This window comes from Afipia sp. GW822-FHT04G07 (genome assembly GCF_058800765.1).
Map to the genome: position 1 here is coordinate 1,138,365 of NZ_JBXAMP010000001.1, position 23,525 is coordinate 1,161,889.

The 23,525-nt window shown below is 62.6% G+C and carries 27 protein-coding genes; 14 read left to right on the forward strand and 13 right to left on the reverse strand.

What is annotated here, in order from left to right; all coding sequences use genetic code 11:
* Positions 1–88 precede the first annotated feature (88 nt).
* From AC1RKJ_RS05725 to AC1RKJ_RS05760, 8 genes are all read right to left on the reverse strand, one after another.
* Positions 89–1,693 carry an NTP transferase domain-containing protein gene (locus AC1RKJ_RS05725; RefSeq protein ID WP_492790107.1) on the reverse strand — a complete coding sequence of 535 codons (1,605 nt, stop codon included), beginning with the start codon at positions 1,691–1,693 and terminating at the stop codon, positions 89–91.
* A complete protein-coding gene (locus AC1RKJ_RS05730) occupies positions 1,690–2,400 on the reverse strand; it encodes an XdhC family protein (protein ID WP_492790108.1) in 711 nt (236 codons plus the stop codon). Before AC1RKJ_RS05730 ends, AC1RKJ_RS05725 begins: the two co-directional genes overlap by 4 nt.
* A complete protein-coding gene (locus AC1RKJ_RS05735; protein WP_492790109.1) occupies positions 2,397–2,726 on the reverse strand; it encodes an XdhC family protein in 330 nt (109 codons plus the stop codon). The genes AC1RKJ_RS05730 and AC1RKJ_RS05735 overlap by 4 nt, the downstream gene beginning before the upstream one ends.
* Before the next feature lie 11 nt (positions 2,727–2,737).
* Positions 2,738–3,934, reverse strand: coding sequence for a vWA domain-containing protein (locus AC1RKJ_RS05740; protein WP_492790110.1), 1,197 nt, complete (start codon positions 3,932–3,934; stop codon positions 2,738–2,740).
* Between the two features lie 13 nt (positions 3,935–3,947).
* The gene (locus AC1RKJ_RS05745) at positions 3,948–4,856 is read right to left on the reverse strand and encodes an AAA family ATPase (RefSeq protein ID WP_492790111.1); all 909 of its coding nucleotides are present in this window, start codon (positions 4,854–4,856) and stop codon (positions 3,948–3,950) included.
* Between the two features lie 18 nt (positions 4,857–4,874).
* The gene (locus tag AC1RKJ_RS05750; protein ID WP_492790112.1) at positions 4,875–5,681 is read right to left on the reverse strand and encodes an FAD binding domain-containing protein; all 807 of its coding nucleotides are present in this window, start codon (positions 5,679–5,681) and stop codon (positions 4,875–4,877) included.
* A 24-nt stretch (positions 5,682–5,705) separates the two neighbouring features.
* The gene (locus AC1RKJ_RS05755; protein WP_492790113.1) at positions 5,706–6,191 is read right to left on the reverse strand and encodes a (2Fe-2S)-binding protein; all 486 of its coding nucleotides are present in this window, start codon (positions 6,189–6,191) and stop codon (positions 5,706–5,708) included.
* Between the two features lie 209 nt (positions 6,192–6,400).
* A complete protein-coding gene (locus AC1RKJ_RS05760) occupies positions 6,401–6,850 on the reverse strand; it encodes an SRPBCC family protein (RefSeq protein WP_492790114.1) in 450 nt (149 codons plus the stop codon).
* A 171-nt stretch (positions 6,851–7,021) separates the two neighbouring features.
* Between AC1RKJ_RS05760 and AC1RKJ_RS05765 the strand changes: the two genes are divergently transcribed.
* The 3 genes from AC1RKJ_RS05765 to AC1RKJ_RS05775 are packed head-to-tail and all read left to right on the forward strand — an operon-like array spanning position 7,022 to position 9,580.
* Positions 7,022–8,377, forward strand: a complete 1,356-nt coding sequence (locus AC1RKJ_RS05765; RefSeq protein ID WP_492790115.1) for a 3-carboxy-cis,cis-muconate cycloisomerase — start codon at positions 7,022–7,024, stop codon at positions 8,375–8,377.
* Positions 8,378–8,394: 17 nt separating this feature from the next.
* Entirely contained in the window at positions 8,395–9,177 is a 783-nt protein-coding gene (pcaD, locus tag AC1RKJ_RS05770) for a 3-oxoadipate enol-lactonase (RefSeq protein ID WP_492790116.1), read from the forward strand.
* 10 nt (positions 9,178–9,187) lie between these two features.
* Positions 9,188–9,580, forward strand: coding sequence for a carboxymuconolactone decarboxylase family protein (locus AC1RKJ_RS05775; protein WP_492790117.1), 393 nt, complete (start codon positions 9,188–9,190; stop codon positions 9,578–9,580).
* Here the strand turns inward: AC1RKJ_RS05775 and AC1RKJ_RS05780 are convergent.
* Together AC1RKJ_RS05780 and AC1RKJ_RS05785 are read right to left on the reverse strand one after the other, a co-directional pair.
* Complete coding sequence (locus tag AC1RKJ_RS05780) at positions 9,553–10,083, reverse strand: hypothetical protein (protein ID WP_492790118.1); 531 nt, start codon at positions 10,081–10,083, stop codon at positions 9,553–9,555. The two genes, AC1RKJ_RS05775 and AC1RKJ_RS05780, sit on opposite strands and share 28 nt — an antisense overlap.
* A 228-nt stretch (positions 10,084–10,311) precedes the next feature.
* Complete coding sequence (locus tag AC1RKJ_RS05785) at positions 10,312–10,554, reverse strand: hypothetical protein (RefSeq protein WP_492790119.1); 243 nt, start codon at positions 10,552–10,554, stop codon at positions 10,312–10,314.
* Between the two features lie 159 nt (positions 10,555–10,713).
* On the opposite strand from AC1RKJ_RS05785, the gene AC1RKJ_RS05790 reads away from it, so the two are divergent.
* The 6 genes from AC1RKJ_RS05790 to AC1RKJ_RS05815 all read left to right on the forward strand — a co-directional run bounded on the left by AC1RKJ_RS05790 (position 10,714) and on the right by AC1RKJ_RS05815 (position 16,149).
* Positions 10,714–11,628 (forward strand): ABC transporter permease subunit, encoded by a 915-nt coding sequence (locus tag AC1RKJ_RS05790; RefSeq protein ID WP_492790120.1) that lies wholly within the window; start codon positions 10,714–10,716, stop codon positions 11,626–11,628.
* Positions 11,629–11,636: 8 nt separating this feature from the next.
* Entirely contained in the window at positions 11,637–12,974 is a 1,338-nt protein-coding gene (gene livM, locus AC1RKJ_RS05795; protein ID WP_492790121.1) for a high-affinity branched-chain amino acid ABC transporter permease LivM, read from the forward strand.
* 7 nt (positions 12,975–12,981) lie between these two features.
* Positions 12,982–13,824, forward strand: a complete 843-nt coding sequence (locus AC1RKJ_RS05800) for an ABC transporter ATP-binding protein (protein WP_492790122.1) — start codon at positions 12,982–12,984, stop codon at positions 13,822–13,824.
* The gene (locus AC1RKJ_RS05805; RefSeq protein WP_492790123.1) at positions 13,821–14,558 is read left to right on the forward strand and encodes an ABC transporter ATP-binding protein; all 738 of its coding nucleotides are present in this window, start codon (positions 13,821–13,823) and stop codon (positions 14,556–14,558) included. The genes AC1RKJ_RS05800 and AC1RKJ_RS05805 overlap by 4 nt, the downstream gene beginning before the upstream one ends.
* Positions 14,558–14,917, forward strand: a complete 360-nt coding sequence (locus AC1RKJ_RS05810) for a DUF6867 family protein (RefSeq protein WP_492790124.1) — start codon at positions 14,558–14,560, stop codon at positions 14,915–14,917. The genes AC1RKJ_RS05805 and AC1RKJ_RS05810 overlap by 1 nt, the downstream gene beginning before the upstream one ends.
* 116 nt (positions 14,918–15,033) lie before the next feature.
* Positions 15,034–16,149, forward strand: coding sequence for a branched-chain amino acid ABC transporter substrate-binding protein (locus AC1RKJ_RS05815; protein ID WP_492790125.1), 1,116 nt, complete (start codon positions 15,034–15,036; stop codon positions 16,147–16,149).
* A gap of 67 nt (positions 16,150–16,216) precedes the next feature.
* Here AC1RKJ_RS05815 and AC1RKJ_RS05820 read toward each other — a convergent pair whose 3' ends face one another.
* A complete protein-coding gene (locus AC1RKJ_RS05820; RefSeq protein WP_492790126.1) occupies positions 16,217–16,951 on the reverse strand; it encodes a cytochrome c biogenesis CcdA family protein in 735 nt (244 codons plus the stop codon).
* Positions 16,952–17,042: 91 nt separating this feature from the next.
* Here AC1RKJ_RS05820 and AC1RKJ_RS05825 point away from each other — a divergent pair, with 91 nt between their 5' ends.
* A complete protein-coding gene (locus AC1RKJ_RS05825) occupies positions 17,043–18,044 on the forward strand; it encodes a P1 family peptidase (RefSeq protein ID WP_492790127.1) in 1,002 nt (333 codons plus the stop codon).
* A 181-nt stretch (positions 18,045–18,225) separates the two neighbouring features.
* Positions 18,226–18,486: a hypothetical protein gene (locus AC1RKJ_RS05830; protein ID WP_492790128.1), complete on the forward strand. Its 261-nt coding sequence runs from the start codon at positions 18,226–18,228 to the stop codon at positions 18,484–18,486.
* A gap of 100 nt (positions 18,487–18,586) precedes the next feature.
* On the opposite strand, the gene AC1RKJ_RS05835 is transcribed toward AC1RKJ_RS05830, so the two are convergent.
* On the reverse strand, positions 18,587–19,762 hold the full coding sequence (locus AC1RKJ_RS05835; RefSeq protein ID WP_492790129.1) for an outer membrane beta-barrel protein: 1,176 nt from the start codon (positions 19,760–19,762) through the stop codon (positions 18,587–18,589).
* Positions 19,763–19,879: 117 nt separating this feature from the next.
* A complete protein-coding gene (locus tag AC1RKJ_RS05840) occupies positions 19,880–20,479 on the reverse strand; it encodes an EF-hand domain-containing protein (RefSeq protein WP_492790130.1) in 600 nt (199 codons plus the stop codon).
* Positions 20,480–20,778: 299 nt separating this feature from the next.
* Here AC1RKJ_RS05840 and rpe point away from each other — a divergent pair, with 299 nt between their 5' ends.
* The 3 genes from rpe to AC1RKJ_RS05855 all read left to right on the forward strand — a co-directional run bounded on the left by rpe (position 20,779) and on the right by AC1RKJ_RS05855 (position 23,495).
* Positions 20,779–21,480: a ribulose-phosphate 3-epimerase gene (gene rpe / locus AC1RKJ_RS05845; protein ID WP_492790131.1), complete on the forward strand. Its 702-nt coding sequence runs from the start codon at positions 20,779–20,781 to the stop codon at positions 21,478–21,480.
* Between the two features lie 104 nt (positions 21,481–21,584).
* On the forward strand, positions 21,585–22,889 hold the full coding sequence (purB, locus tag AC1RKJ_RS05850) for an adenylosuccinate lyase (RefSeq protein WP_492790132.1): 1,305 nt from the start codon (positions 21,585–21,587) through the stop codon (positions 22,887–22,889).
* A gap of 66 nt (positions 22,890–22,955) precedes the next feature.
* A complete protein-coding gene (locus tag AC1RKJ_RS05855; protein ID WP_492790133.1) occupies positions 22,956–23,495 on the forward strand; it encodes an MOSC domain-containing protein in 540 nt (179 codons plus the stop codon).
* The last annotated feature ends 30 nt before the right edge of the window (positions 23,496–23,525 follow it).

Here is a 23,525-nt window from a genome sequence, read left to right on the forward strand (position 1 = left end):
CGGGAGTCATCTAAGCCGAAGGGCGTTTCAACTTGGTGAACGAAACGGAAAGGCACGATCCCGAAAAGCGATCATGCCTGAGCGTTCTCTATTTGCGCTGCGCGTCCGCCAGCATTTCGGGCGTGTCGATGTCGAGGAAGGCGCTTTTCCCTTCGACCTCGACCTCCGCCACCGTCTCCGCATGTTGCGCAATGAGATGCCGCGCGCCGATGTCGCCGTCGAGCGTCATCAATTCGGGGAAGAACCGCCGCGACCACAATACCGGATTACCGCGCCGTCCCCCGGCCACCGGCACGACGATCAGCGAGCCGCGATCCGGCGCAAACGATTCGACGAGGCGGTCGATCAGTTTTGAATCGATCAGCGGCATATCGCCGAGGCAGACCACCACACCATCGGTGCTTTCAGGGACCGCGCCGATGCCGGTTTTCACCGACGTCGCGAGACCTTCGGCAAAGGCCGGATTGCGCACGAACTGGACCTTGAGCCCTTGTAACGCGGCCTCGACTTCGTCGCCCTGATGACCCGTGACGACGATGACAGGTGATGCTTTCGAAGCCAGCGCCTGCTCGGCAACAATTCGTACCAGCTTCTTGCCGTTCAGTTCGGCCAGCAGCTTGTTCGGCCCGCCCATACGGGTCGAGCGCCCCGCGGCAAGGATCATTGCTGCAACTTTCCGGTCGCCACCGGTCTCGACCGGCACGCGCGGCTGCGGCCGGGTCACGATTTCCATCAGCAGGCCGCCGACGCCCATGCCGGTGACATCGGCGCGCGTGACCGGAAGCCCGGCCAGCAGCCGCATCAGGATCCAGTCGAAGCCGTTCTCCTTCGGCGAGCGCGCGCATCCCGGCGCGCCCAGCACCGGCAGGTTGTTGACCTTTCCGATCAGCATGAGATTGCCGGGATCGACCGGCATCCCGAAATGCTCGACCAGACCGCCGATATTTTCGATGGCGGCCGGAATCACGTCGCGGCGGTCGGCGATGGCCGATGCGCCGAACACCAGCACCAGTTCGGCGCCCAGTGCGAGCAGTTCTTCGATCGCAGGCGCCAATGCATCTTCATCATGCGGAACGCGGCGTTCGGCAATGATCTCGGCGCCGGCCGGCGCGAGACGCTCCTGCGTCACGCGCAACGTCTTCTCGATCACTTTCGGAGCCAGCCCCGGCAGCATCGTCGAGACGACTCCGACACGTTTGATCTTGAACGGCGCAACATGCATACGTCCGGCGGCTGCAGCGACCACCGCAGCATCGCGCAGTTTCGCTTCCACACCGAACGGAATGATCTTGACGGTCGCGATCATTTCGCCAACCACGACCGCCTTGAAAGCCGACAGTGTTGCGAAGGTGATCGCTTCGTCCACGCGGTTGATGCGGTCCACCGCGTCGCGGTCCACCACCAGCACACCGGCTTCTGCGGCGAACAGATTGGCGCGTCCGGTGAACGCGCGTTCGACGCTGACGCCTTCGCCAGCCACCGCCTGCGCAATGCTCGCCGCCGCTTCGTCTTCCGACACGTCGCCGTCGTCCAGCCTTGCGACGACAATTTCCGTGATGCCCGCCTGCTTCAGCGCGGCGATTTCAGCAGCCCCGATCACGCTCCCCTTCTTGAGAACGAGCGAGCCCTGACGGATGGCGTGAACCGTGACGCCGCCAAGACCGTCTTCCGGCGCAACAGACCCGAATTTCATGCTGCGGACTTCGTTTTGAGCGGCGCATCGGCCGGCAGCCGAAGGCGCGCTGTGATTTCAGCCATGATAGCAACTGCGATCTCAGAGGGCGAGACTGCGCCGATGTTCAGGCCTATCGGCGCGTGAATGCGCGCAATGCTCTGCTCGCTTGCGCCTTGCGCCTTGAGCCTATCCACGCGCTTGCCATGCGTCTTTCGCGACCCGAGCGCGCCGATGTAGAAGCAGTCACGTTCCAGCGCATGCAGCAACGCCGGATCGTCGACCTTCGGATCGTGCGTCAGCGCGACGAACGCCGTGTAGCGGTCGACATTGAGCGGCGGCAGCGCCACATCGGGCCAGTCTGCGAACAGCGGGACGTCGGGAAATCGCTCGGGCGAAGCAAACGCCGTGCGCGGATCAACCACGAATACATCGTAATCCAGCGATTGTGCCAATGGCGCCAGCGCCTGACTGATGTGAACCGCGCCGATGATGACAAGACGCGCGGTCGGCGCATAGACGTTCAGGAACAGCTTCTTGCCGTCGATCTCGATCATGCCGCTCTTGCCCATGCGCAAGTGCTTGTCGAGTTCGGCGTGCAGCGGATCGGACGCGACGTTGGCAGCCTTGATCAGGCGCTGCTCGCCGCTTGCGACATCCGTGACAACAACCACGGCGCGGCGCGCGGCGCGCTCCGCATTCAGTTCAGTCAGCGTATCCTGTTTCAAGAGTTGCCCACCTTCTCGACAAACACGCGGATGGTCCCACCGCACGACAGCCCGACATTCCATGCCGTTTCATCCGCAACGCCAAACTCGAGCATCTTGGGCTTGCCGCTTGCGATCACGTCCAGCGCTTCCGTTACCACGGCACCTTCAACGCAGCCGCCGGAGACGGAGCCCAGAAAGGTGCCGTCGTCATTGATGACAAGGCTCGATCCTGCCGGACGCGGCGCGGAGCCCCAGGTTTCGACCACGGTCGCGAGCGCAACGCCGTGTCCGGCCTTGGTCCAGGTCTCAGCGGCTTTGAGAATATCTTCGTCGCGGTTGAGCATGATTCGATTCCTCAGGCTGCGGAGCGGGCGTCGATGCGACGGGGCGGTTGCTCCGACGACAGCGCGGCAATCAGCGTTTCCATGGACTTCAAGTTATGTACGGGGCGGAATTCATCAACATGCGGCAGCATCATTTTAATGCCGTGCGCCTTGGCCTCGAAGCCATCGAACCGCAGTAACGGATTGAGCCAGATCAGACGGCGGCACGAGCGATGCAGCCGGTCCATCTCGAATTCCAGCCGGGAATCCGCCTCACGCTCCAGACCGTCCGAGATCAGCAGCACGATGGCGCCCTGCCCCAACACCCGGCGGCCCCAGAGATTGTTGAAATTGTGCAGCGAGGTCGCGATCCGGGTGCCGCCGGCCCAATCCTCGACGCTGCTTGAGCACGCCGCCAGCGCTTCGTCGGGATCGCGCGCACGAAGCGCTCGCGTGACGTTAGTCAGCCGCGTGCCAAACAGGAACACCGAGACGCGCTTGCGCGCATCGGTGATCGCATGGAGGAATTGCAGGAACAGCCGCGTGTAGTCCGTCATCGAACCGGAAATATCGAGCAGCGCGACGATCGGCGCGGGCTTGTCGATGCGACCGAGGCGATGAAATTTCACGATCTCCCCGCCGGTACGCAGGCTTCCGCGCAACGTCCGCCGCAGATCGAGTCGTGTGCCGTGTGTGTCCGGCTTGAAGCGCCGCGTACGCAACTCGGCCTGCGGCAATTTCATCTGCGCAATTGCACGCGCGACCTCGGCGATCTCGGCGGCGCTCATCTGCGCAAAATCCTTGCGCTGGAGAACCTCGCGATCCGACACCGAGAGCTGAACGTTCTTCTCCTCGATTTCGGGCGCCTCCATATTTCGGCTTTTTGCAAAGGCCTCCTGAACGCGCCGCGAGGCCGGCGGCGGCGGCTTTTGCGCTTCAGGCGGCAGCGGCACCGAATCCAGCATGTGCTCGGTGCCCTCGGCGCGGCGGAAGAAAAGATCGAACGCCTGCGCGAACACCAGCGCGTGCTCGCGGCGCTTCACGAAAACAGATTCGAGCGTGGTGAAAAGGTCCGCGCGGTTGCCGATGTCGATCAAGCGCATCGCATTCAGCGCGTCGATCACAGCACCCGGACCGATGGGCAATCCCGCGACCCGCAGCGCACGCGCAAAGCCGATGATATTGTCAGCGATCAGTCCGGTGGCTGGGGTCTCGATGTCATTCGGCATGACGATGTCGCATTCAGGCAGCAGGATCGCTGACAGCTTCCTTGATGACCTTGTCGAGCGCGGGGCCCTGCATACGCCCGATATCATCCTGATACTTCAGCAACGCGCCGAGCGTATCGCCCACCACCTGCGGCGTCAGCGAACGCGCGTCGAGTTCGGTCAGTGCCGTTGCCCAGTCGATGGTTTCCGCCACGCCCGGCACCTTGAACAGGTCCTGTTCGCGCAGCGTTTGCACGAATCCGACCACCTGCTGCGACAGCTTCGCGCTGATGTTCGGCACGCGCGACTTGACGATGGCCAGTTCGCGCTCGGCGGATGGATAATCGACCCAGTGATAAAGGCAGCGTCGCTTGAGGGCGTCGTGAATCTCGCGGGTGCGGTTAGACGTCACAATGACGATGGGCGGCTGCGGCGCTTTCACGGTGCCGAATTCAGGAATCGTCACCTGAAAATCGCTGAGGATTTCCAGCAAGTACGCTTCGAAGGCCTCATCGGCACGGTCGAGTTCATCGATTAGCAGCACGGGCGGACCGGCGACATCGCTTTCGAGCGCCTGAAGCAGCGGACGTTTGATGAGATATTTTTCCGCGAACACATCGGACGAGAGCTGGTCGCGATCGGTTTCGCCGCTGGCCTCGGCCAGACGAATGGCAATCATCTGCGCTGCGCTGTTCCACTCGTACACTGCGGAGGCGACGTCGAGACCTTCATAGCATTGCAGACGGATCAGCTTGCGCCCGAGCGCTGCAGCGAGAACCTTGGCGATCTCGGTCTTGCCGACGCCCGCCTCGCCTTCCAGAAACAAGGGACGGCCCATGCGCAGCGACAGATACACGACGGTCGCGAGCGAGCGCTCGGCGAGATAGCCGCGGCTGGTGAGCAGATCGAGCGTTGCATCGACTGACGCCGGAATCTTGCTCATACTCAAATCACTCCAAATTCAGCTCTTCGCCGTCGCAGCTTCCAGCGCGCGCCGCGCAAGCACGCCGATCAGATGCGCGCGATATTCCGCGCTGCCGTGAATGTCGCTGTTCAGGCCATCGGCCGATACCGTCAACCCGTCAAGCGACTTCGGAGAGAAGCGCTTCTTCAATGCTTCTTCGAACTCGGTAACGCGGAACACGCCGTCGCCGCCTGCGCCCGTCACGGCAACACGCACGTCCGACGGACGCCGCGCCACAAACACGCCGACCAGCGCATAGCGCGAGGCCTGATTGCGGAATTTCTGATACGCAGCTTTCTTCGGCAGCGGAAACATCACGCGGGTGATGATCTCGTCGGGCTCGAGCGCCGTCGTGAACAGGCCCTGAAAGAATTCCTCCGGCTTGAGCCGGCGCTTGTTGGTGACGATGGTCGCACCCAGCGCCAACACCGCTGCCGGATAGTCTGCCGTCGGGTCATTGTTGGCGAGCGAGCCGCCGATGGTGCCCCTGTGACGAACCGCCGGATCACCGATCAGACCGGCAAGCTCGGACAGTGCCGGAATCGCTTCACCGACGATGGCGGAGTTGGCGACTTCCGCATGCGTCGCGGTCGCGCCGATGACCAGGCTGCGGCCTTTCATCTCGATACCGTTGAGGCCTTCGATATGGCTGAGATCGACCAGATGCGGCGGGCTGGCGAGCCGCTGCTTCATCACCGGCACCAGCGTATGACCGCCGGCGACCAGCTTCGCGTCTTCGTTCTTGAGGAGAAGGTTGGCGGCCTGCCGCACGGTCCCCGGACGATGATACTTGAAGTCGTACATAAATTGTCCTTCGGGAGCGTGTCGTTATGCGAGATCGGATTTGGCCATCGCCTTTGCGCCAGCCGCGATTGACAGCACGATGTTCTGATAGCCGGTGCAGCGGCAGAGATTGCCTTCGAGTTCTTCGCGGATGACATGATCGCTGAGGTCGTGGCCCTTGCGATGCACGAGATCGACCGCCGTCATGATCATGCCGGGCGTACAGAAGCCGCATTGCAGTCCGTGATGCTCGCGAAACGCTTCCTGCATCGGGTGCAGCGGCGCACCGTCCGCGGCGAGACCCTCGATGGTCCTGACCTCATGGCCGTCGGCCATCACCGCCAGCGTGGTGCAGGACTTCACGGCCTTGCCGTCGAGATGGACGACGCACGCGCCGCACTGCGACGTGTCGCAACCGACATGGGTGCCGGTCAGTCGAAGGTTCTCACGCAAGAACTGGACGAGCAGCGTGCGTGAATCGACCTTGCCCGTCACGGGATTGCCGTTCACGATCAGTGAAATCTTGGCCATCAACACTCTCTTGTTTTCGGCTTGGCACCCAGGGTTTGGCGCCCGGGTTCTGGCACTGAGGTTTCGCGGCACCGCATGGCGCGGCCAACGCGTTTAAAATGGTTCCAAACTGATAATATGGCCCCTTCCGGCAATGAGCAACCTCGCGGCACAGCACATGCGGACAAGAAGGCTTGATTTGCGTGGGGGGCTGATATGCCGAAACGGCCTCAGCCCGCCTTCACAGCTTCTGCGAATTTCGCGAAGAACTCATCAGCAAGCTTCTTGGCCGAGCCGTTGATGAGCCGCTGCCCGAGCTGCGCGAGCTTGCCGCCGATCTGGGCGTCGACATTATAGCTCAGCAGCGTGCCGCCATCCTTGTCCGCCAACGCCACCGTCGCGCCGCCCTTGGCGAAGCCCGCAACGCCGCCCTCGCCCTCGCCGGAAATCTTGTAACTGTTCGGCGGATCGAAATCGCTCAGCGTGACCTTGCCTTTGAAGCGTGCGGACACCGGGCCGACCTTCATCTTGGCGACCGCCTCGAACTGATTCTCCCCGGCCACATTCAATTCCTCGCAGCCCGGAATGCAGGCCTTCAGAACAGCCGGATCGTTGAGCTTCTGCCACACCACTTCGCGAGTCGCCGGAAGCTGGACTTCGCCTGTCATCGTCATCGCCATGGTGGTTCTCCCCATTCACTGGCCGCGCCGGGCACGCTCTTATCTTATACCCAAGTAAGCCACTGGCTGCGCAAATGAAAGGGGCTCGTTCAGCATTCGACCGTACCAATATTGCAAGCCGTGCATTGCGCTATTGGCACGCCTTCCCCGGTTGGTTAGGGTCCGCCCATCATGAGTTCATCACTGCCTCCCCTGCTCGCACCCTTGTTGTCGAGCGCCGCCATGCGCTTGGTGTGCGACGATCAGGTTTATTTGCAGCACATGCTCGACTTCGAACATGCGCTTGCGCGAGCCGAGGCGGCGGCGGGCTTGATTCCGGCGAGCGCCGTCGCAAGCATCGCAAACGCCTGCCATGCCGAAGCCTTCGACCGGACCGCGCTTGCCGAGGCCGCGGCCCAGGCCGGAAATCTCGCCATCCCGCTGGTCAAAATGCTCACGGCCAAGGTCGCTCAGGCGGACCCTTCCGCCGCGCGCTACGTGCACTGGGGCGCGACCAGCCAGGACGTGATCGATACCGCCACCATGTTGGGCCTGCGGGCGGCCATCAACGCATTAACCACCGATCTCGACCGCGCCATTGCCGGATTTGCGAAACTGGCCGCGCAGCATCGCGAAACGATCATGGTCGGACGTACATGGTTGCAGCACGCGCTGCCGATGCCATTCGGACTGAAGCTGGCCGAATATGCAGCCGCGTTGAATCGTTCGCGCCAGAGGCTGAAGCGCCTGCTCGGCGAAACGCTCGCGCTGCAATTCGGCGGCGCGGCGGGAACACTTGCCGCTCTTGGCGACAAGGGTTTCAAGGTGGCCGAGCACCTCGCCATTGAACTGTCGCTGCCGCTGCCGGACGCCCCCTGGCACACGCATCGCGACCGCATCGCCGATGTCGCCTCGGTGCTGGCCATTCTCACAGGCACCTGCGGCAAGATCGCTCGCGATGTGTCGCTCATGATGCAGACGGATGTCGCGGAAGCTTTTGAGCCCGCCGCCGCCGGCCGCGGCGGCTCCTCGACGATGCCGCACAAACGCAATCCCGTCGCGGCCGCGTCCGCTCTGGCCGCGGCGACCATGGCGCCGAACCTGGCCGCAACCATCTTCGCAGCCCAGGTGCAGGAGCACGAGCGAAGCGCGGGTCCCTGGCATGCGGAATGGCCGACATTACCGACGCTGCAACTGGTGACATCCGGCGCACTTGCGGCCATTGCCGACATCGCCGAAGGACTTGAAGTCGATACCACGCGGATGCAAGCCAATCTCGGCACGACCCACGGCCTGATCATGGCCGAAGCGGTCGCGATGGCGCTCGCGGACAAGGTCGGCAAGAGCGAAGCCCATCACGTGGTCGAAGCCGCAAGCCGCATTTCGATCGAAACCAGGCAACACCTTCGCGACGTGCTGGCGAAAGATTCGCGCATCACCGCCTATCTCGGCGCTGAGGCGCTTGAGCAATTGTTCGAACCGCGCGCCTATCAGGGCGTATCGCAGACGATGATCGACCGGCTGCTCGCGTCGCTCGACCACAAATAAGAAACGGAGAAAATTCAATGCCCATGATCGACGCCGACGGCTGCTTGCTCAATGTCTCGGTCGAAGGACGCGATGGCGGGCCGACGATCATGCTGTCGAATTCACTCGGCGCGACAATGCAGATGTGGGAGCCGCAGATGGCGGCGCTGACGAAACTGTACCGCGTGGTGCGCTACGACCGGCGCGGCCATGGCAAGTCCGGTGCGCCTCCGGGCCCCTATTCGATGGAGCGTTTCGGCAAGGACGTGCTGGCGATTCTCGACGATCTCAACATCGAGAAAATCCACTGGTGCGGGCTCTCAATGGGCGGCATGGTCGGTCAGTGGCTCGGCGCCAACGCGCCGGAACGGATCGACCGGATGATCCTTGCCAACACGTCCTGCTATTATCCCGATCCGACCAACTGGCTGAACCGCATCAGGGCGGTGAACGAAGGCGGCATCGCCTCGATTGCCGATGCCGTGATCGCCGGATGGCTGACGGCGGATTTCCGCGAACGTGAGCCGCAGATCGCCACGCGCATGAAGGCAATGCTGGTCGCCACACCGCAGCAAGGCTACGTCGCCTGCTGTGAGGCATTGAGCCGGCTCGATCAGCGCGAACTGTTGCCGCGCATCAAGGCGCCGACACTGGTGATCGCCGGCCGCCACGATGTGGCGACGCCGGTGGAGGCCGGCGTGTACATTCGCAGCAACATCCCGAATGCGAGCATGACGCTGCTCGATGCGGCACACATCTCGAATGTTGAGCAGTCACACAACTTCACCGAGGCCGTGGTCGGCTTCCTGACCCAACGCTGAGAGCAACCCGATGGACGACGATCAACGGCGAGATCAGGGAACACAGCGCCGGCGCAAGGTGCTCGGTAACGCTTGGGTCGACAAGTCGGCGGCAGGCAAAAACTCGTTCAATGCGGACTTTCTCGATCTCATCACCCGTTATGCCTGGGGCGAAATCTGGACGCGGCCGCATTTCGACGAGCGCACCCGGCGCGTGCTGGTGATCGGCACCATGATGGCGCTCGGGCAATGGGATGAGTTTCGGATGCATGTCCGCGCGGCCCTCACCGAGGGCGGCTTCACGCCGGACGATATCAAGGAAATATTGCTTCAGCAGGCGATCTACTGCGGCGTCCCCACCGCCAACCATGCGGTTAAGGAATCAGCCGGCGTGATTCAGGAATTGGGACTGCTCGACAAGTAGCCCTGCTGCGGCATGGTGGACGTCGCTTCCTCACGGGACGCGACGACGGCGGGATCGGTATCGATGATCAGCAGGATCGCCGCTCCGATCAGCAACAGCGACTCGCTGGCGTGAAGCCGCAACGCCGCCATCTCGCCGACCTTCGATGCCGCAATCAGGCTCGCCATGCTGATGAACGCGCCGAGGCCCAGCGCAAAAGCCAGCGCCTCGTCGCAACCGCCCTTCCGGCGTATCGCGACACGAATAACCAGCAGCAGGAAGACCAGGAAGAACGCGGCAACAATGACCTTGCCCAGCGCAAGCAGCCACGCGACCCGAATCGTGTCCATTGCCGAAAGGCTGAGAAAGTCGCTGACATAGAACGCTGCGGCGATGTTGGTGCGGTCATAGAAACCGCGGATCGGCGAGATCCAGATTTTCAGCGCCGAGATCGTCCAGGACGGAATGAAATAGCACGCCAGAAGCGTGCCGTTGACCGTGCTGATCCGCCAATCCCTGGACATTGCCGCCTACTCCGACCGTGAGGCCGGAGCTAACTCCGCTCAACTCGGAGCGGCAATTTAAACCGTTTCTTAACCTTAACGGCCGGGCTTCGCCTGTGGACAACGGGCACGGAACACCCAAAAGAAAATCCCGCCTTCCGGCGGGATCTTCCTGGCATTCCGAACGGGCGTTTACGGCATGATCCCGAAAAGCGGATGCCGGTTTTCGGATCAGATCATGCCCCTAATTTAGTGCCCGCCCTTTTGCTGACCTTGCTGACCCGGCTTCTGGCTCGGATCCTGTTGCTGCTGACCGGGCTTTTGGCCGCCGCCTTGCTGCTGCTGCCCCGGCTTCTGGCTCGGGTTCTGGCTCTGCTGGCCGGGTTTCTGGTTCGGATTGTTCTGGTTGCCCATGTTGACATCTCCTTCGTTGAACGAAAGACCAACCAAGGTCACTGCGGTTGGTTTCAATGGAACAGCGGGTTCCTTCATGAACTCTCCATCGCAGCGCAAACGTCGTGGACGACGACCTCACGCCGCACCCGCGCCGGTTGCCGCATCCGGTTCCCGCTGTTAGAAAATGGGACGACGCGACGATCCGGCTGCCGGGGCCTTCGACGTGTCGATCTGTTCGCTCGAACACGGCAGCCCATGGATTATTTCGCCCAGCAACTCATCAACGGACTGGTGCTCGGGTCGATCTACGGGTTGATCGCCATCGGCTATACGATGGTCTACGGCATCGTCGGCATGATCAATTTCGCCCACGGCGACATTTTCATGATCGGCGGTTTCATCGCCCTCATTACCTTTCTCATCCTGGTATCGATCGGCCTCACCGTCGTCCCCGTCATTCTGCTTCTGGTGCTGCTGGTGGCGATGGCCGTCACCGCGCTCTATGGCTGGACCGTCGAACGCATTGCCTACCGGCCGTTGCGGCAGTCGTTCCGTCTGGCGCCGATGCTCTCCGCCATCGGCATGTCGTTCGTGCTGACAAATTTCGCGCAGGTGTCGCAAGGCGCGCGGGTCAAGCCGGTGCCGCCCGTCATCACCGGCGGCTACACGCTGTTCGAGAATGACGGCTTCGTGGTGCGGCTGTCGAATATCCAGATCATCGTCGTTGTCACCACCGTCATTCTGCTCGCGATCTTCTCATGGCTCGTGGCGCGCACGCGGCTCGGCCGCGACATGCGCGCCTGCGAACAGGACCAGACCATGGCCGCCCTGCTTGGCGTCGATGTCGATCGCACCATCTCGATGACCTTCGTGATCGGCGCAGCCCTCGCCGCCGTCGCGGGCATGATGTATCTGCTCTATTACGGCGTGGTCGATTTCTTCATGGGCTTTGTCGCCGGCATCAAGGCCTTCACCGCCGCTGTGCTCGGCGGCATTGGCTCCCTGCCCGGCGCGATGCTCGGCGGCTTGCTGATCGGCCTGATCGAGACCTTCTGGTCCGCCTACTTCACGTCCGAATACAAGGACGTCGCGGCGTTTTCGATTCTCATCGTCGTCCTGATCTTTCTTCCGACCGGCCTTCTCGGCCGTCCGGAAGTCGAAAAAGTCTGAGAGGCAGCGTGGCGCGTTCAGTCGATTCCGCCGCCCACGCGCCGAAAGCCGCCGCAGCCCCGCACGGCATCGCCTTCATCCTCAAGAAGTCATTCATCAGCGCCCTCGTGGCGCTGGTTCTGTTTTCGCTGATGATCGGCATTCGCACCGAGGCCGGACCAGAAGGCCAGTTGATCTACTGGACGCGGTTCGGCGATCTCGCCGCGCTCGTCGCCGCTGTGTTTTTCGGCAGCATCATTGTCGAATTAATTCGACAATGGATTGGACCGTCCAGAACCATCTCGCTGGTTCCTGAATCCGCCACCGGCGTCATCACCATGCTGCGCCGGTTTCTCGCGCCGGCCCTGCTCGTCTTCACGCTGCTGGTGCCGGTGATCTTCTACGAGCAGCGCTACATCCTCGACCTCGGCATTCTGGTGCTCACCTATGTGATGCTCGGATGGGGATTGAATGTTGTCGTCGGCCTCGCAGGCCTGCTTGATCTCGGCTACGTCGCGTTCTACGCGGTCGGTGCATATTCCTACGCATTGCTGGCGACGACTTTCGATCTGTCGTTCTGGATCTGCCTGCCGCTGGCGGGAATTCTCGCGGCATTCTGGGGCGTGCTGCTTGGCTTTCCGGTGCTGCGACTGCGCGGCGACTACCTCGCCATCGTCACGCTGGCGTTCGGCGAAATCATCCGTCTGATCCTGCTGAACTGGCAGCACGTCACGGGCGGTCCCAACGGTATCACCGGCATTCCGCGTCCGACCTTCTTCGGCATTCCGCTGACCAACACCGATGACGGCCTCGCTACCCTGCTCAGCATCGAATTCTCTGCGACCCATCGCGTGGTCTTCCTGTTCTACCTGATCCTCGCGCTCGCGCTGCTAACCAACTGGGTCACGATCCGCCTGCGCCGCCTGCCCATCGGCCGCGCATGGGAAGCCTTGCGCGAAGACGAAGTCGCGTGCCGCTCGCTCGGCATCAACACCACCACGACGAAGCTGACCGCATTCGCCACCGGCGCGATGTTCGGCGGCTTTGCCGGCGCTTTCTTCGCGACCCGTCAGGGCTTCATCAGCCCTGAGTCGTTCACGTTCCAGGAATCCGCGCTGGTGCTGGCGATCGTGGTGCTGGGCGGCATGGGCTCGCAGCTCGGCGTCGCGCTGGCGGCGCTTGCCATGATCGGCGGGTTTGAACTGTTCAGAGGACTGGAACAGTTCCGTATGCTGGTGTTCGGCGCGGCGATGGTGCTGCTGATGATCTGGCGGCCGCGCGGACTGATCGGCCATCGCGCTCCATCGGTGTTTCTCGAGAAGCCGACGGAGATTTCATCCACCATGGTCAAGGAAGGCCAAGGATGATTTCCGCATGATACGCGAGGCCGAAGACAACATTCTCGATGTCGATCATCTGTCGATGCGCTTCGGCGGCATCGTCGCGGTCAACGACCTGTCGTTCACGGCGAAGCGCGGTGACATCACCGCGCTGATCGGCCCCAACGGCGCCGGCAAGACCACCGTATTCAACTGCATCACGGGCTTCTACAAGCCGACCACCGGCATGATGCGGCTCATCCACGACGACCATCGTGAGTTTCTGCTGGAGCGGCTGTTCGACTATCGCATCTCGAAAGTAGCGAAGGTCGCGCGCACATTCCAGAATATCCGGCTGTTCGCGGGCATGACCGCGCTGGAAAACCTGCTGGTGGCGCAGCACAACGCGCTGATGCGCGCGTCGGGCTATACGTTCCTCGGCCTGATCGGTGCGCCCGGCTTTCGCCGCGCCGAAAACAGCGCCATCGAGCTTGCGCGCTACTGGCTCGACCGCATCGGCCTCACCGCCCGTGCCGACGACGCGGCGGGCAACCTGCCCTACGGCGACCAGCGGCGGCTGGAAATCGCGCGCGCGATGTGTTCCGAGCCGTCGCTGCTGTGCCTCGACGAGCCCGCTGCCGGTCTGAACGCGCGCGAAAGCGACGCGCTGAGCGAATTATTGCTGGCAATCCGCAAGGATCACGGCACATCGGTTCTGTTGATCGAACACGACATGTCGGTGGTGATGGAAATTTCCGACTGCATCTTCGTGCTCGATCACGGCGTCAAGATCGCAGCGGGCACGCCGCGCGAAATACGCGACGATCCGAAAGTCATCGCGGCCTATCTCGGCGCCGACGAGCAAACCGCCATCGAAGTAATGGAGGGCGGAACGTGAGTGCGGCCTCCCTCCTCTCCATTCGCGGCCTCGTCGCCGCTTACGGCAACATCGAAGCGCTGAAAGGCGTCGATCTCGACATCAAGACCGGCGAAATCGTGGCGCTGATCGGCGCCAATGGCGCGGGCAAGTCCACGCTGATGATGTCGGTGTTCGGCCGGCCGCGCGCGCGGGCCGGCACCATCGAATTCGACGGCCGCGACATTACCTTCGAGCCGACCCATCACGTCGCGCGGCTGCGCATCGCCCAGTCACCCGAAGGACGGCGAATTTTTCCGCGCATGACGGTGGCGGAAAACCTGCGCATGGGCGCGGACGCCGCCGTTGAAAGCACCGAGGCCGAGCGCAACGCAAGCCTTGAACGTGTCTTCGCGCTGTTTCCACGCCTCAAGGAGCGCATCGCCCAGCGCGGCGGCACGCTCTCAGGAGGTGAACAGCAGATGCTGGCCATCGGCCGCGCGCTGATGAGCCGTCCGCGTCTCCTGATGCTGGACGAGCCGTCGCTCGGCCTCGCACCGCTGATCGCGCGGCAGATCTTCGACGCCGTCCGCACGCTCAACAAGCAAGACGGACTGACGGTGCTGATCGTCGAACAGAATGCCAATCATGCCCTCAGACTCGCGCATCGCGGCTACGTGATGGTCAATGGCAAGATCACGCTGAGCGGAACCGGCGCGGAACTTCTCGCGCGGCCAGAAATCCGCGCGGCCTATCTTGAGGGAGGCCGGCACTGATGGACCTGTATTCGAACGAATCCATTTTTCAGGTGCTGTTCGTCACCCTCGTTCTGGGCGCGGGCTGCGCCCTGCTCGCCGGGCGCGCCATAGCGCTGACCTGGCGCAGCATCTGGATCGCGGTCATCGCCATGATCCCCATGGGGATGGCCGTGCGGTTCGTGCACTTTGCGCTGTTCAACGAAACCCTGCTCCAGCCGAAAACCTACATCGTCGAGACCGCCATCCTGATTGCGGTCGCCTGCCTGTCATTTCAGCGCACCCGCGCGTCACAGATGGTGAAACAGTATTACTGGCTGTACGAGCCAAACGGCCCCCTCGGCTGGCGGCTGCGGCAAGATGCGCCAGCCAACTCCTGAGCAGGCGCGAAATTTGCCGATGACTTGGCGGTAAAATCAGCGGACAATATCCGCGATTTGTTCGCCCCGGCGGGCCAGTTGGCTGCGCCTATCGAGACCTGCATGAGGACTGCCCTATGAAACCAATCCACATCCTTGGCCTCGCACTCGGCGCGTCGATTGCCTTGTCGACTGCTGCGTTTGCGCAAGATATCCCTGTCGCCGTTGCCGGTCCGATGACGGGCAGCGAATCCGCGTTCGGGCGCCAGATGAAGAACGGCGCGGACATGGCCATCGCCGATCTCAACAGCGCGGGCGGCGTCAACGGCAAGAAGCTAGCCCTGCAAGTCGGCGACGACGCCTGCGATCCGAAGCAGGCCCGTTCGGTCGCCGAAAAGCTCGCAAGCTCCAAGGTGCAGTTCGTCGCCGGGCATTTCTGCTCGTCGTCGTCGATTCCCGCATCGGAAGCCTATGCGGAGGGCAACGTCCTCCAGATCACGCCGGCCTCGACCAATCCGGTCTTCACCGAGCGCAAATTGTGGAACGTGCTGCGCGTCTGCGGCCGTGACGATCAGCAGGGCCTCGTCGCCGCGCAGTACATCCAGAAAGCCTTCGCCGGCAAGAACGTCGCGATCCTCAACGACAAGACCACCTACGGAAAGGGTCTCGCGGACGAAACCAAGAAGGCGCTGAACGCCGCCGGCTTCAAGGAGAAGCTGTTCGAGTCCTACAACAAGGGCGACAAGGACTTTAACTCCATCGTCTCGCGTCTGAAGCGCGACAACATCGATCTGGTCTATGTCGGTGGCTACCATCAGGAAGCCGGGCTGATCCTGCGCCAGATGCGCGACCAGGGCCTCAAAACCGTGCTGATGGCCGGCGACGCGATGAACGACAAGGAATTCGCTTCGATCACGGGCGCTGCCGCGGAAGGCACGCTGTTCACCTTCGGCCCAGACCCGCGCAACAAACCGACCGCCAAGGCCATCGTCGAGAAGTTCAAGGCGAAGGGCATCGATCCGGAAGGCTACACGCTCTACACCTATGCCTCGTTCCAGGTCTGGTCGCAGGCCGCCAAGAAGATCAACAGCACCGATCCCAAGAAACTCGTCGAAGCCATCAAGGGCGGCGAATGGGACACCGTGCTGGGCAAGCTGTCGTTCGACGCCAAGGGCGACATCAAGCTGCTCGACTATGTCGTCTACAAGTGGGACGCCAAGGGCAACTACGCCGAGCTGGCGAAGGGGTCGTGAGTTAGCCTCACCCCTCACCAATCAAGTTACGTCATGGCCGGGACTTGTCCCGGCCTGACTGTTTCAACTACCCGAAATTCTGCAATGCCGGAAACGTCTCCAGCAGCCAGATGCTGGCGCTCGTCACCGCGCCGGTCAGAAATCCGATCCCGACCAGAATCATCAGCGCGCCCATGACCCGCTCGACGGTGGCAAGATGTTTTTTCATCCGTGCCAGCACCGATGAGAACCGCTCCACCATGAAGGCCGCAATCAGGAATGGAATGCCGAGGCCGGCGGAATAAACCGCGAGCAGGCCCGCGCCCTTCGTCACCGTCGCTTCCGACGCCGCGACCGACAGGATCGCCGCGAGGATCGGCCCGATGCACGGCGTCCAGCCGAACGCAAACGCCAGCCCCATCACATAGGCGCCCCACAAGCCGACCGGCTTCGGGATCGGCAACCGTCCCTCTCGCATCAGGAAACCGATGCGCGTCAATCCGAGGAAGTGCAGCCCCATCAGAATAATCGCGATGCCCGCGACGATGGAGAGTTGCGCAGACCAGGCCCGGATCAGCCCCCCGATCAGACTCGCGCTGGCGCCGAGCGCCACGAACACCGTCGAAAATCCCAGCACGAACACCAGCGCCGACACCATGACGGCGCGCTTCGAGGCGCGCTGTTCCTCGTCATTGGCGACATGCTCGATGGTCGCGCCGGTCAGATAGATCAAATACGGCGGCACCAGCGGCAATACGCATGGCGAGAGAAAGCTGATGATGCCAGCGGCAAGCGCGGCGGGAATGGAGACATCGTTGATCATGCCGCTTATTGCACTGCCGCCCATATGCTATGCAAGCTCCGCGCCGCTCCTTCTCCGTGTTGTGATCGCGCGTTATCCGGAGATTCGTCCCATGAAGAACCTGCTCACCGATATTCCGGGCGTCCGTGTCGGCCATGCCGACGATGCCGCTCTCGCCTCCGGAGTAACGGCTGTCGTGTTCGACCAGCCCGCTGTTGCCTCGATCGACATTCGAGGCGGCGGACCAGGCACGCGGGACGGCGCGCTGCTGGATCCCGTCAATACGGTCGAGCGTATCGATGCGATCGCGCTCTCCGGCGGCTCCGCCTTCGGCCTCGAAGCCGGCGGCGGCATCCAGGCGTGGCTCGCAGAGCATGGCCGGGGCTTCGCGGTGGGCGATGCCCTGATTCCCATCGTTCCGGGTGCTGTGCAATTCGACATCCTCAACGGCGGCAACAAGACATGGGGCCGCTTTCCGCCCTATCGCGATCTCGGTTACACAGCCGCCGCAGCAGCGACGAACGGAGTGTTCGCGCTCGGAAGCGTCGGCGCGGGGTTGGGCGCAACCACCGCCAACTTCAAGGGCGGTATCGGCTCCGCCTCTGCCACCACAACAGATGGCATTCGCGTCGCCGCCATCGCATCGGTGAACGCCGTCGGCAGCGTCAATGTCGGCGACGGCCCCTGGTTCTGGGCGTCGCCCTTCGAGATCGACAACGAATTCGGCGGACGCGGATTGCCGCCATCCTTCACCCCCGACATGCTCGCGATGCGGCTGAAGGGCGGTCCCGCGGCGACAGCCATCGAGAATACGACGCTGGCCGTTGTCGTCACCGACGCGATCCTCACCAAGGCCCAGGCAAAGCGGCTGGCGATAATCTCGCAGACCGGATTCGCGCGCGCGATCTATCCGGTACACGCGCCGCTGGATGGCGATGCCGTGTTCGCGGCGGCAACCTGCGAAAAGCCCATCGATCCGTTGTACGGCCTGACCGAACTCGGAGCAGTCGCTGCCAACGTCATCGCGCGCGCGATCGCGCGCGGTGTCTATGAAGCAAAGGCGCTGCCATTCGCCGGCGCGTTGCCGTCGTGGAAAATGCGTTTTGAAAAGTGACTGATTTGCGCCTGACGCAGCTTACGGGAATTCACGTAAGCAACTGCGCATCATGCGGTCGCAAAATGCAGAAAACCCCCGCCGTTTAAGGTTATCTTTGCGTTTCAATTGCGGAGAGCATTTTCCGCAATACGGTCCGCTGCGTGCGCAACGACGCGCACGTAACAGTGGAGAAAACGTCATGAAGAAAATGCTCTGTGCGCTCGTTCTCGCGACGGCGTTCATCAGCGCCCCCGCGCTCGCAGGCGGAGGCAAAGGCCTGAACGTCGGAGCGAACGTGCTCACCGGCAAAGGCGGCGTGCTCGGTCTGCTCGATGGCCGGGGCGCTCTCGTCGTCAACGCCGCAGTGACCACCGGCAAGGGCGGCGTTCTCGGCGCGGTGCTCGGCAAGAGCGGTGTCCTTGGCGGCTTGCTCGGCGGCGGGTGCGGCTGCGGTCACTGACATTTAGGCCACTGCACGATCGCGGACGAGAACCCCACCTCCCAAACCTCGTTCGCGCGACAGTCTGGTCCGGCGCCCCCGCTGGATCAGACTGTCACCTCTAGCCCTTGGTCACGGGGTTTTCTTTTTGTGCATCTTTTGCAATCTCATCCTTCGCAAACGGCGTGAACTTCTTCGTCAGCGACGAACTAATAATGATCGCACTCGCCTTGCCGCCCGAGATCAACGTGCCCTCCGCCCGCGTCAGATCGAGGCCGATGGCGTAGCCGCCTCCGAGATCGTGCGATGCTCCGATGCCATAGGTCAGCACCTGCTGGCTGAAACGTGAATCCAGATAGTCGGTGGTGGCGTAGCCAACCGCAGCTGTCAGCGTCAGCTTCGGCTCGACCTGCCAGCTCGCCCGCGCGGTGTAGGCCGTATCGAGCGTGATCGGCGAAATCGGAAACGTGGTTTCCCCGGCCCGGCGGTACGCGGCAAGGTCGACCTTGAACGGCGCAATGCGCCACGACAGGCTGCCATCGAACAGTGTCGCATTGACATTGGTGAAATCGACATCGTGGAACGTGCCGCGCAACTGCGAGACCGACGCAAAGACGGTGATATCCTTGTCTTCGTATTTCGCGAACAGGTATGGCTGCATGCGCTCGTTGTCGCGGCGATAGCCGAAATCGTCGAACTCGCGCTGATAGCGCCGCACCGACAGATTGAGCGACGTGCCAATTTCGAGATTGTCCCGCACCCAGGCGACACCGGGAATCACGGTGCCCCGCAGGTAGACATGAGGGGTCGGCAGGAAATCCTGAAAGATCGCGTTGCTCTGGTTCAGCGTCGAGCGCGCGCCCTCAACGGTGGTGAATACCTTGATCGCGCCGAACCTCGCCTCGCCCTTGAGAGACTGCACGAGATCAGACGAGCGCAAATTGTAGGTGTTGGTGTCGGCAATCGTGGTTGTCGATGAGATGTTCGCGGTGTCATCGCCGTAGCTTCCGCGCAGCACCACCTTTCCGGTTAGCGCGGGCAGCGCGAGCGGATTGGCATATTGCGTCGTACCCGCCTCGGCGGCGACGCCGTAGCTGTAGTCCTTTTCCTTGGTGCCGGCGACAAGCGCGGTGTCCGTGCCGATGAAGGCGCTGCCGCCAATGCCGCCGCCGTTCGAGAACACCGGATTGGTGTCGTAGCCTCCACGCAGCCGCAACGATGCGACAAATTCATCCTCGGCATGTACGGCATTTGCCGCCAGACAGAGGACACCAGCCCACACGATCGTTCTCGACACCGCATCACCCCGCAAAATCTCGCGTGGGTGATTACCGGGCCGATGTGGTTAGCGACTGATGAAAACGGCCCGCCGCTGCGTAGTGCTACGGATGCAGGCGGTTGCCGGCTACGTGGATCAAACCTTGATCGACACCGATTGCTTCGCCGCAGTGGCGAGCGCGTCCGTCTGACGCTGCACCATCTTGTCGATGATATTGTATTGCGACGACGCATTTGCCGCTGCGGGTGGCGGCGGTGGCGTATCCTTCTTTTTCGTCAATGCGGCCGCCATCTCGTCGAAGCTGATCGAGCCGTCGCCGTCGGCGTCCATCTTCCCGAAGACATTGTCGGCCGCCTGCGTATTGGTGCCGCCGGCGCCGAGCTTGTCCTCGAATTCCGCCTTGGTAATCTTGCCGTCGGTGTTGCCATCGATCTGCGTGAACAGGCTCTTCAATGCATCCGATGCGCTCGCGGAAGGCGGCTGGCTTGCGTCCTGGGCCGACAGCAGCGCATTGAACGTCGACGGTGCAAGAGCGCCGCCGGGCGCCGCGCTCGCAGCGGACTTGGAACTCTGCGCGGTTGTTGACAGCCCTACGAGATCGAAGATCGAGCCGGGTTGCTTGACGCCCGCTGTCTTCGCCGCGCCGGATTTGCCCGGCGCGAGGGTCGACAGCAAGTCCAACGCTGTGCCGGCGGCAGCAGCGGCAGCCCCAACGGCGCCTGCGGCAAAGATCATCGCAACACTCCCAAAGCCGCGCGCATGGCGGCGCAACTATCCGGGAAATATCCAGCAATTGCCGTGCCGCTCCGAAACCCCTGTAAATCGTGCGATTTCCCTATTCCAGGACACGATCTGACGCGGCAATTTCTGCCGCAACGGCAGGAATTGCCCATGAATAGCGGCTCATCCCGCGCAACTTCTGTGTACGCCGCTCGCCTCTCGTTGCCCGGGGGCAAGCGGCGTGTTAGGCGAAACCGTCCGCCACCGCTGGCCCCATCAGGCCGGACGACGCCAAGCGACGCACCGGAAACGCCATGTCTCAGCCTCTCGCATCCCGACCGCTGATTATCGCGCCGTCGATCCTGGCGTCGGATTTTTCGAAGCTGGGCGAGGAAGTCCGCGCTGTCGATCAGGCGGGCGCCGACTGGATGCATCTCGACGTGATGGACGGCCATTTCGTGCCGAACATTTCCTACGGCCCCGATGTCATCAAGGCGATGCGGCCGCACTCGAAGAAGATCTTCGATGCGCATTTGATGATTGCACCATGCGATCCGTATCTCGAGGCCTTCGCCAAGGCCGGCTGCGATCACATCACGGTCCATGCCGAAGCCGGACCGCATCTGCATCGCTCGTTGCAGGCGATCCGCGCGCTCGGCAAGAAGGCCGGCGTGTCGCTCAATCCTGCGACGCCCGCCAGCGCTATCGAATACGTCATCGACATGGTCGACCTTGTGCTGGTGATGTCGGTCAATCCTGGCTTCGGCGGCCAGTCTTTCATCGCTTCGCAGCTTGAGAAAATTTCGCAGGTTCGCGCCATGTGCGCCGGACGGCCCATCGACATTGAAGTCGATGGCGGGGTGACGGCGGACAACGCCGCCAGGATCGCCGCTGCCGGTGCCAACGCGCTGGTCGCCGGCTCCGCCGTGTTCAAGGGCGGCACGATGGACAGCTACAAGGCGAACATTTCCGCGATCCGTGCCGCAGCGGCTTCCGCCCGCGGCGAAGCGATTTAGGCCGAAAAGGCCCGATTTTCCGCGCAGAACCGCGGCTCTAGGGTGGTCTCGCCGGATACGATCTGGTAAAGCGCGGCGTAATCCCTTCAGCCCAAGAGTTCGCGATGATTCCCCGCTATTCCCGCCCCGAAATGGTCTCCATTTGGGAGCCGCAGACGCGTTTCAAGATCTGGTTCGAGATCGAGGCGCATGCCGCCGATGCACTGGCGGAGCTGGGCGTCATTCCGAAAGACGCCGCGAAGACCATCTGGGCCAAGGCCAAGGACGCGACCTTCAACGTCGACCGTATCGACGAGATCGAGCGCGAGACCAAGCACGACGTCATCGCCTTTCTGACACACCTTGCCGAGATCGTCGGACCCGAAGCCCGTTTCGTGCATCAGGGCATGACGTCGTCCGACGTGCTGGACACTTGTCTCAACGTGCAACTGTCGCGCGCCGCCGACATCCTGATCGCCGACATCGACAAGGTGCTGGCTGCGCTGAAGACCCGCGCCTTCGAGCACAAGATGACGCCGACCATCGGCCGCTCGCACGGCATTCACGCCGAGCCGGTCACGTTCGGCCTCAAGCTCGCCTATGCCTATGCCGAATTCACCCGCGCGAAAGAACGCCTGATCGCGGCACGCAAGGAAATCGCGACCTGCGCGATTTCCGGCGCGGTCGGCACCTTCGCGCAGATCGATCCGCGCGTCGAAGAACACGTCGCCAAGGCCATGGGCCTCGCGGTCGAGCCGATCTCGACGCAGGTGATCCCGCGCGACCGCCACGCGATGTTCTTCGCGACGCTCGGCGTGGTCGCCTCGTCGGTCGAGCGTTTGGCCACCGAAATCCGTCACATGCAGCGCACGGAAGTGCTGGAAGCTGAGGAGTTCTTCTCCGAAGGCCAGAAGGGCTCCTCGGCGATGCCGCACAAGCGCAATCCGGTTCTGACCGAAAACCTCACCGGCCTGTCGCGCATGGTGCGCGCTTACGTGACGCCCGCGCTGGAAAACGTCGTGCTGTGGCACGAGCGCGATATCTCGCACTCCTCCGCCGAACGCATGATGGGCCCGGACGCCACGGTGACGCTCGACTTCGCGCTCAATCGTCTCGCCGGCGTCATTGAAAAGCTGCTGGTGTATCCAGCCAATATGCAGAAGAATCTCGACCGCCTCGGCGGCCTTGTTCATTCGCAGCGCCTGCTGATCGCGCTGACGCAGAAAGGCGCGTCGCGCGAGGACGCCTACAAGCTGGTCCAGCGCAACGCCATGCCGGTCTGGCGCGGCGAAGGCGACTTCATGACATTGTTGAAGAAGGACGCCGACGTGAAAAAATATCTGTCGGACAAGGAGATCGAGGAACAATTCGATCTCGCGTATCACTTCAAGCACGTCGATACGATCTTTAAGCGGGTCTTCGGGGCATGATTCCGAAAAGTGGGCTCCGGTTTTCGGATAAAATCATGCCCGCTATCAAAGGAGCATCCTGATCTGATGGGCGTCGTCACCGCGGTGAGCCTGCGCAAGGGTCACCACTTCAGCAAGACGAACAGCCTGAGCATTCGCCTGCTCACCGGCCTCGGCGTGGCCGGTGACGCGCATATGGGCGCGACGGTGAAGCACCGCTCCCGTGTTGCGAGAGACCCGACCCAGCCGAACCTGCGTCAGGTCCATCTGATCCACGAAGAACTGTTCGACGAACTGGCGCCGAAGAATTTCATCGTCCGGCCCGGCGACATGGGCGAAAACGTCACCACGCACGGTATTGACCTGCTGGCGTTGCCCACCGGCACGCGGCTGCATCTCGGCGACAGTGCCGTTGTCGAGGTCACCGGCCTGCGCAACCCCTGCATCCAGATCGACCGTTTCCAGAAAGGCCTGATGGCCGCGACGCTCGATAAAGACGCCGACGGCAACCTGATCCGCAAAGCCGGCGTCATGAGCGTGGTGCTGGCTGACGGCGACGTCCGTCCCGGCGACAGCGTCCGGGTTGTGCTGCCCGCCGAGCCACATCGGCCACTTCAGCCGGTGTGAGCGCCCCGATTACAACAAAGTGGTAACCGC

Excerpts from the sequence above, each read along its gene's own strand:
- AC1RKJ_RS05735 (WP_492790109.1), bottom strand. The coding sequence starts at position 2,726 with ATGCTCAACCGCGACGAAGATATTCTCAAAGCCGCTGAGACCTGGACC.
- AC1RKJ_RS05800 (WP_492790122.1), top strand. The coding sequence starts at position 12,982 with ATGATACGCGAGGCCGAAGACAACATTCTCGATGTCGATCATCTGTCG.
- purB (WP_492790132.1), top strand. The coding sequence starts at position 21,585 with ATGATTCCCCGCTATTCCCGCCCCGAAATGGTCTCCATTTGGGAGCCG.
- AC1RKJ_RS05820 (WP_492790126.1), bottom strand. The coding sequence starts at position 16,951 with ATGATCAACGATGTCTCCATTCCCGCCGCGCTTGCCGCTGGCATCATC.
- AC1RKJ_RS05840 (WP_492790130.1), bottom strand. The coding sequence starts at position 20,479 with ATGATCTTTGCCGCAGGCGCCGTTGGGGCTGCCGCTGCTGCCGCCGGC.
- AC1RKJ_RS05815 (WP_492790125.1), top strand. The coding sequence starts at position 15,034 with ATGAAACCAATCCACATCCTTGGCCTCGCACTCGGCGCGTCGATTGCC.
- AC1RKJ_RS05750 (WP_492790112.1), bottom strand. The coding sequence starts at position 5,681 with ATGTACGACTTCAAGTATCATCGTCCGGGGACCGTGCGGCAGGCCGCC.
- AC1RKJ_RS05745 (WP_492790111.1), bottom strand. The coding sequence starts at position 4,856 with ATGAGCAAGATTCCGGCGTCAGTCGATGCAACGCTCGATCTGCTCACC.
- AC1RKJ_RS05780 (WP_492790118.1), bottom strand. The coding sequence starts at position 10,083 with ATGTCCAGGGATTGGCGGATCAGCACGGTCAACGGCACGCTTCTGGCG.
- AC1RKJ_RS05785 (WP_492790119.1), bottom strand. The coding sequence starts at position 10,554 with ATGAAGGAACCCGCTGTTCCATTGAAACCAACCGCAGTGACCTTGGTT.
- rpe (WP_492790131.1), top strand. The coding sequence starts at position 20,779 with ATGTCTCAGCCTCTCGCATCCCGACCGCTGATTATCGCGCCGTCGATC.
- AC1RKJ_RS05790 (WP_492790120.1), top strand. The coding sequence starts at position 10,714 with ATGGATTATTTCGCCCAGCAACTCATCAACGGACTGGTGCTCGGGTCG.
- AC1RKJ_RS05775 (WP_492790117.1), top strand. The coding sequence starts at position 9,188 with ATGGACGACGATCAACGGCGAGATCAGGGAACACAGCGCCGGCGCAAG.
- AC1RKJ_RS05760 (WP_492790114.1), bottom strand. The coding sequence starts at position 6,850 with ATGGCGATGACGATGACAGGCGAAGTCCAGCTTCCGGCGACTCGCGAA.
- AC1RKJ_RS05740 (WP_492790110.1), bottom strand. The coding sequence starts at position 3,934 with ATGCCGAATGACATCGAGACCCCAGCCACCGGACTGATCGCTGACAAT.
- AC1RKJ_RS05825 (WP_492790127.1), top strand. The coding sequence starts at position 17,043 with ATGAAGAACCTGCTCACCGATATTCCGGGCGTCCGTGTCGGCCATGCC.
- AC1RKJ_RS05810 (WP_492790124.1), top strand. The coding sequence starts at position 14,558 with ATGGACCTGTATTCGAACGAATCCATTTTTCAGGTGCTGTTCGTCACC.
- AC1RKJ_RS05725 (WP_492790107.1), bottom strand. The coding sequence starts at position 1,693 with ATGAAATTCGGGTCTGTTGCGCCGGAAGACGGTCTTGGCGGCGTCACG.
- pcaD (WP_492790116.1), top strand. The coding sequence starts at position 8,395 with ATGCCCATGATCGACGCCGACGGCTGCTTGCTCAATGTCTCGGTCGAA.
- AC1RKJ_RS05755 (WP_492790113.1), bottom strand. The coding sequence starts at position 6,191 with ATGGCCAAGATTTCACTGATCGTGAACGGCAATCCCGTGACGGGCAAG.
- AC1RKJ_RS05830 (WP_492790128.1), top strand. The coding sequence starts at position 18,226 with ATGAAGAAAATGCTCTGTGCGCTCGTTCTCGCGACGGCGTTCATCAGC.
- AC1RKJ_RS05765 (WP_492790115.1), top strand. The coding sequence starts at position 7,022 with ATGAGTTCATCACTGCCTCCCCTGCTCGCACCCTTGTTGTCGAGCGCC.
- AC1RKJ_RS05855 (WP_492790133.1), top strand. The coding sequence starts at position 22,956 with ATGGGCGTCGTCACCGCGGTGAGCCTGCGCAAGGGTCACCACTTCAGC.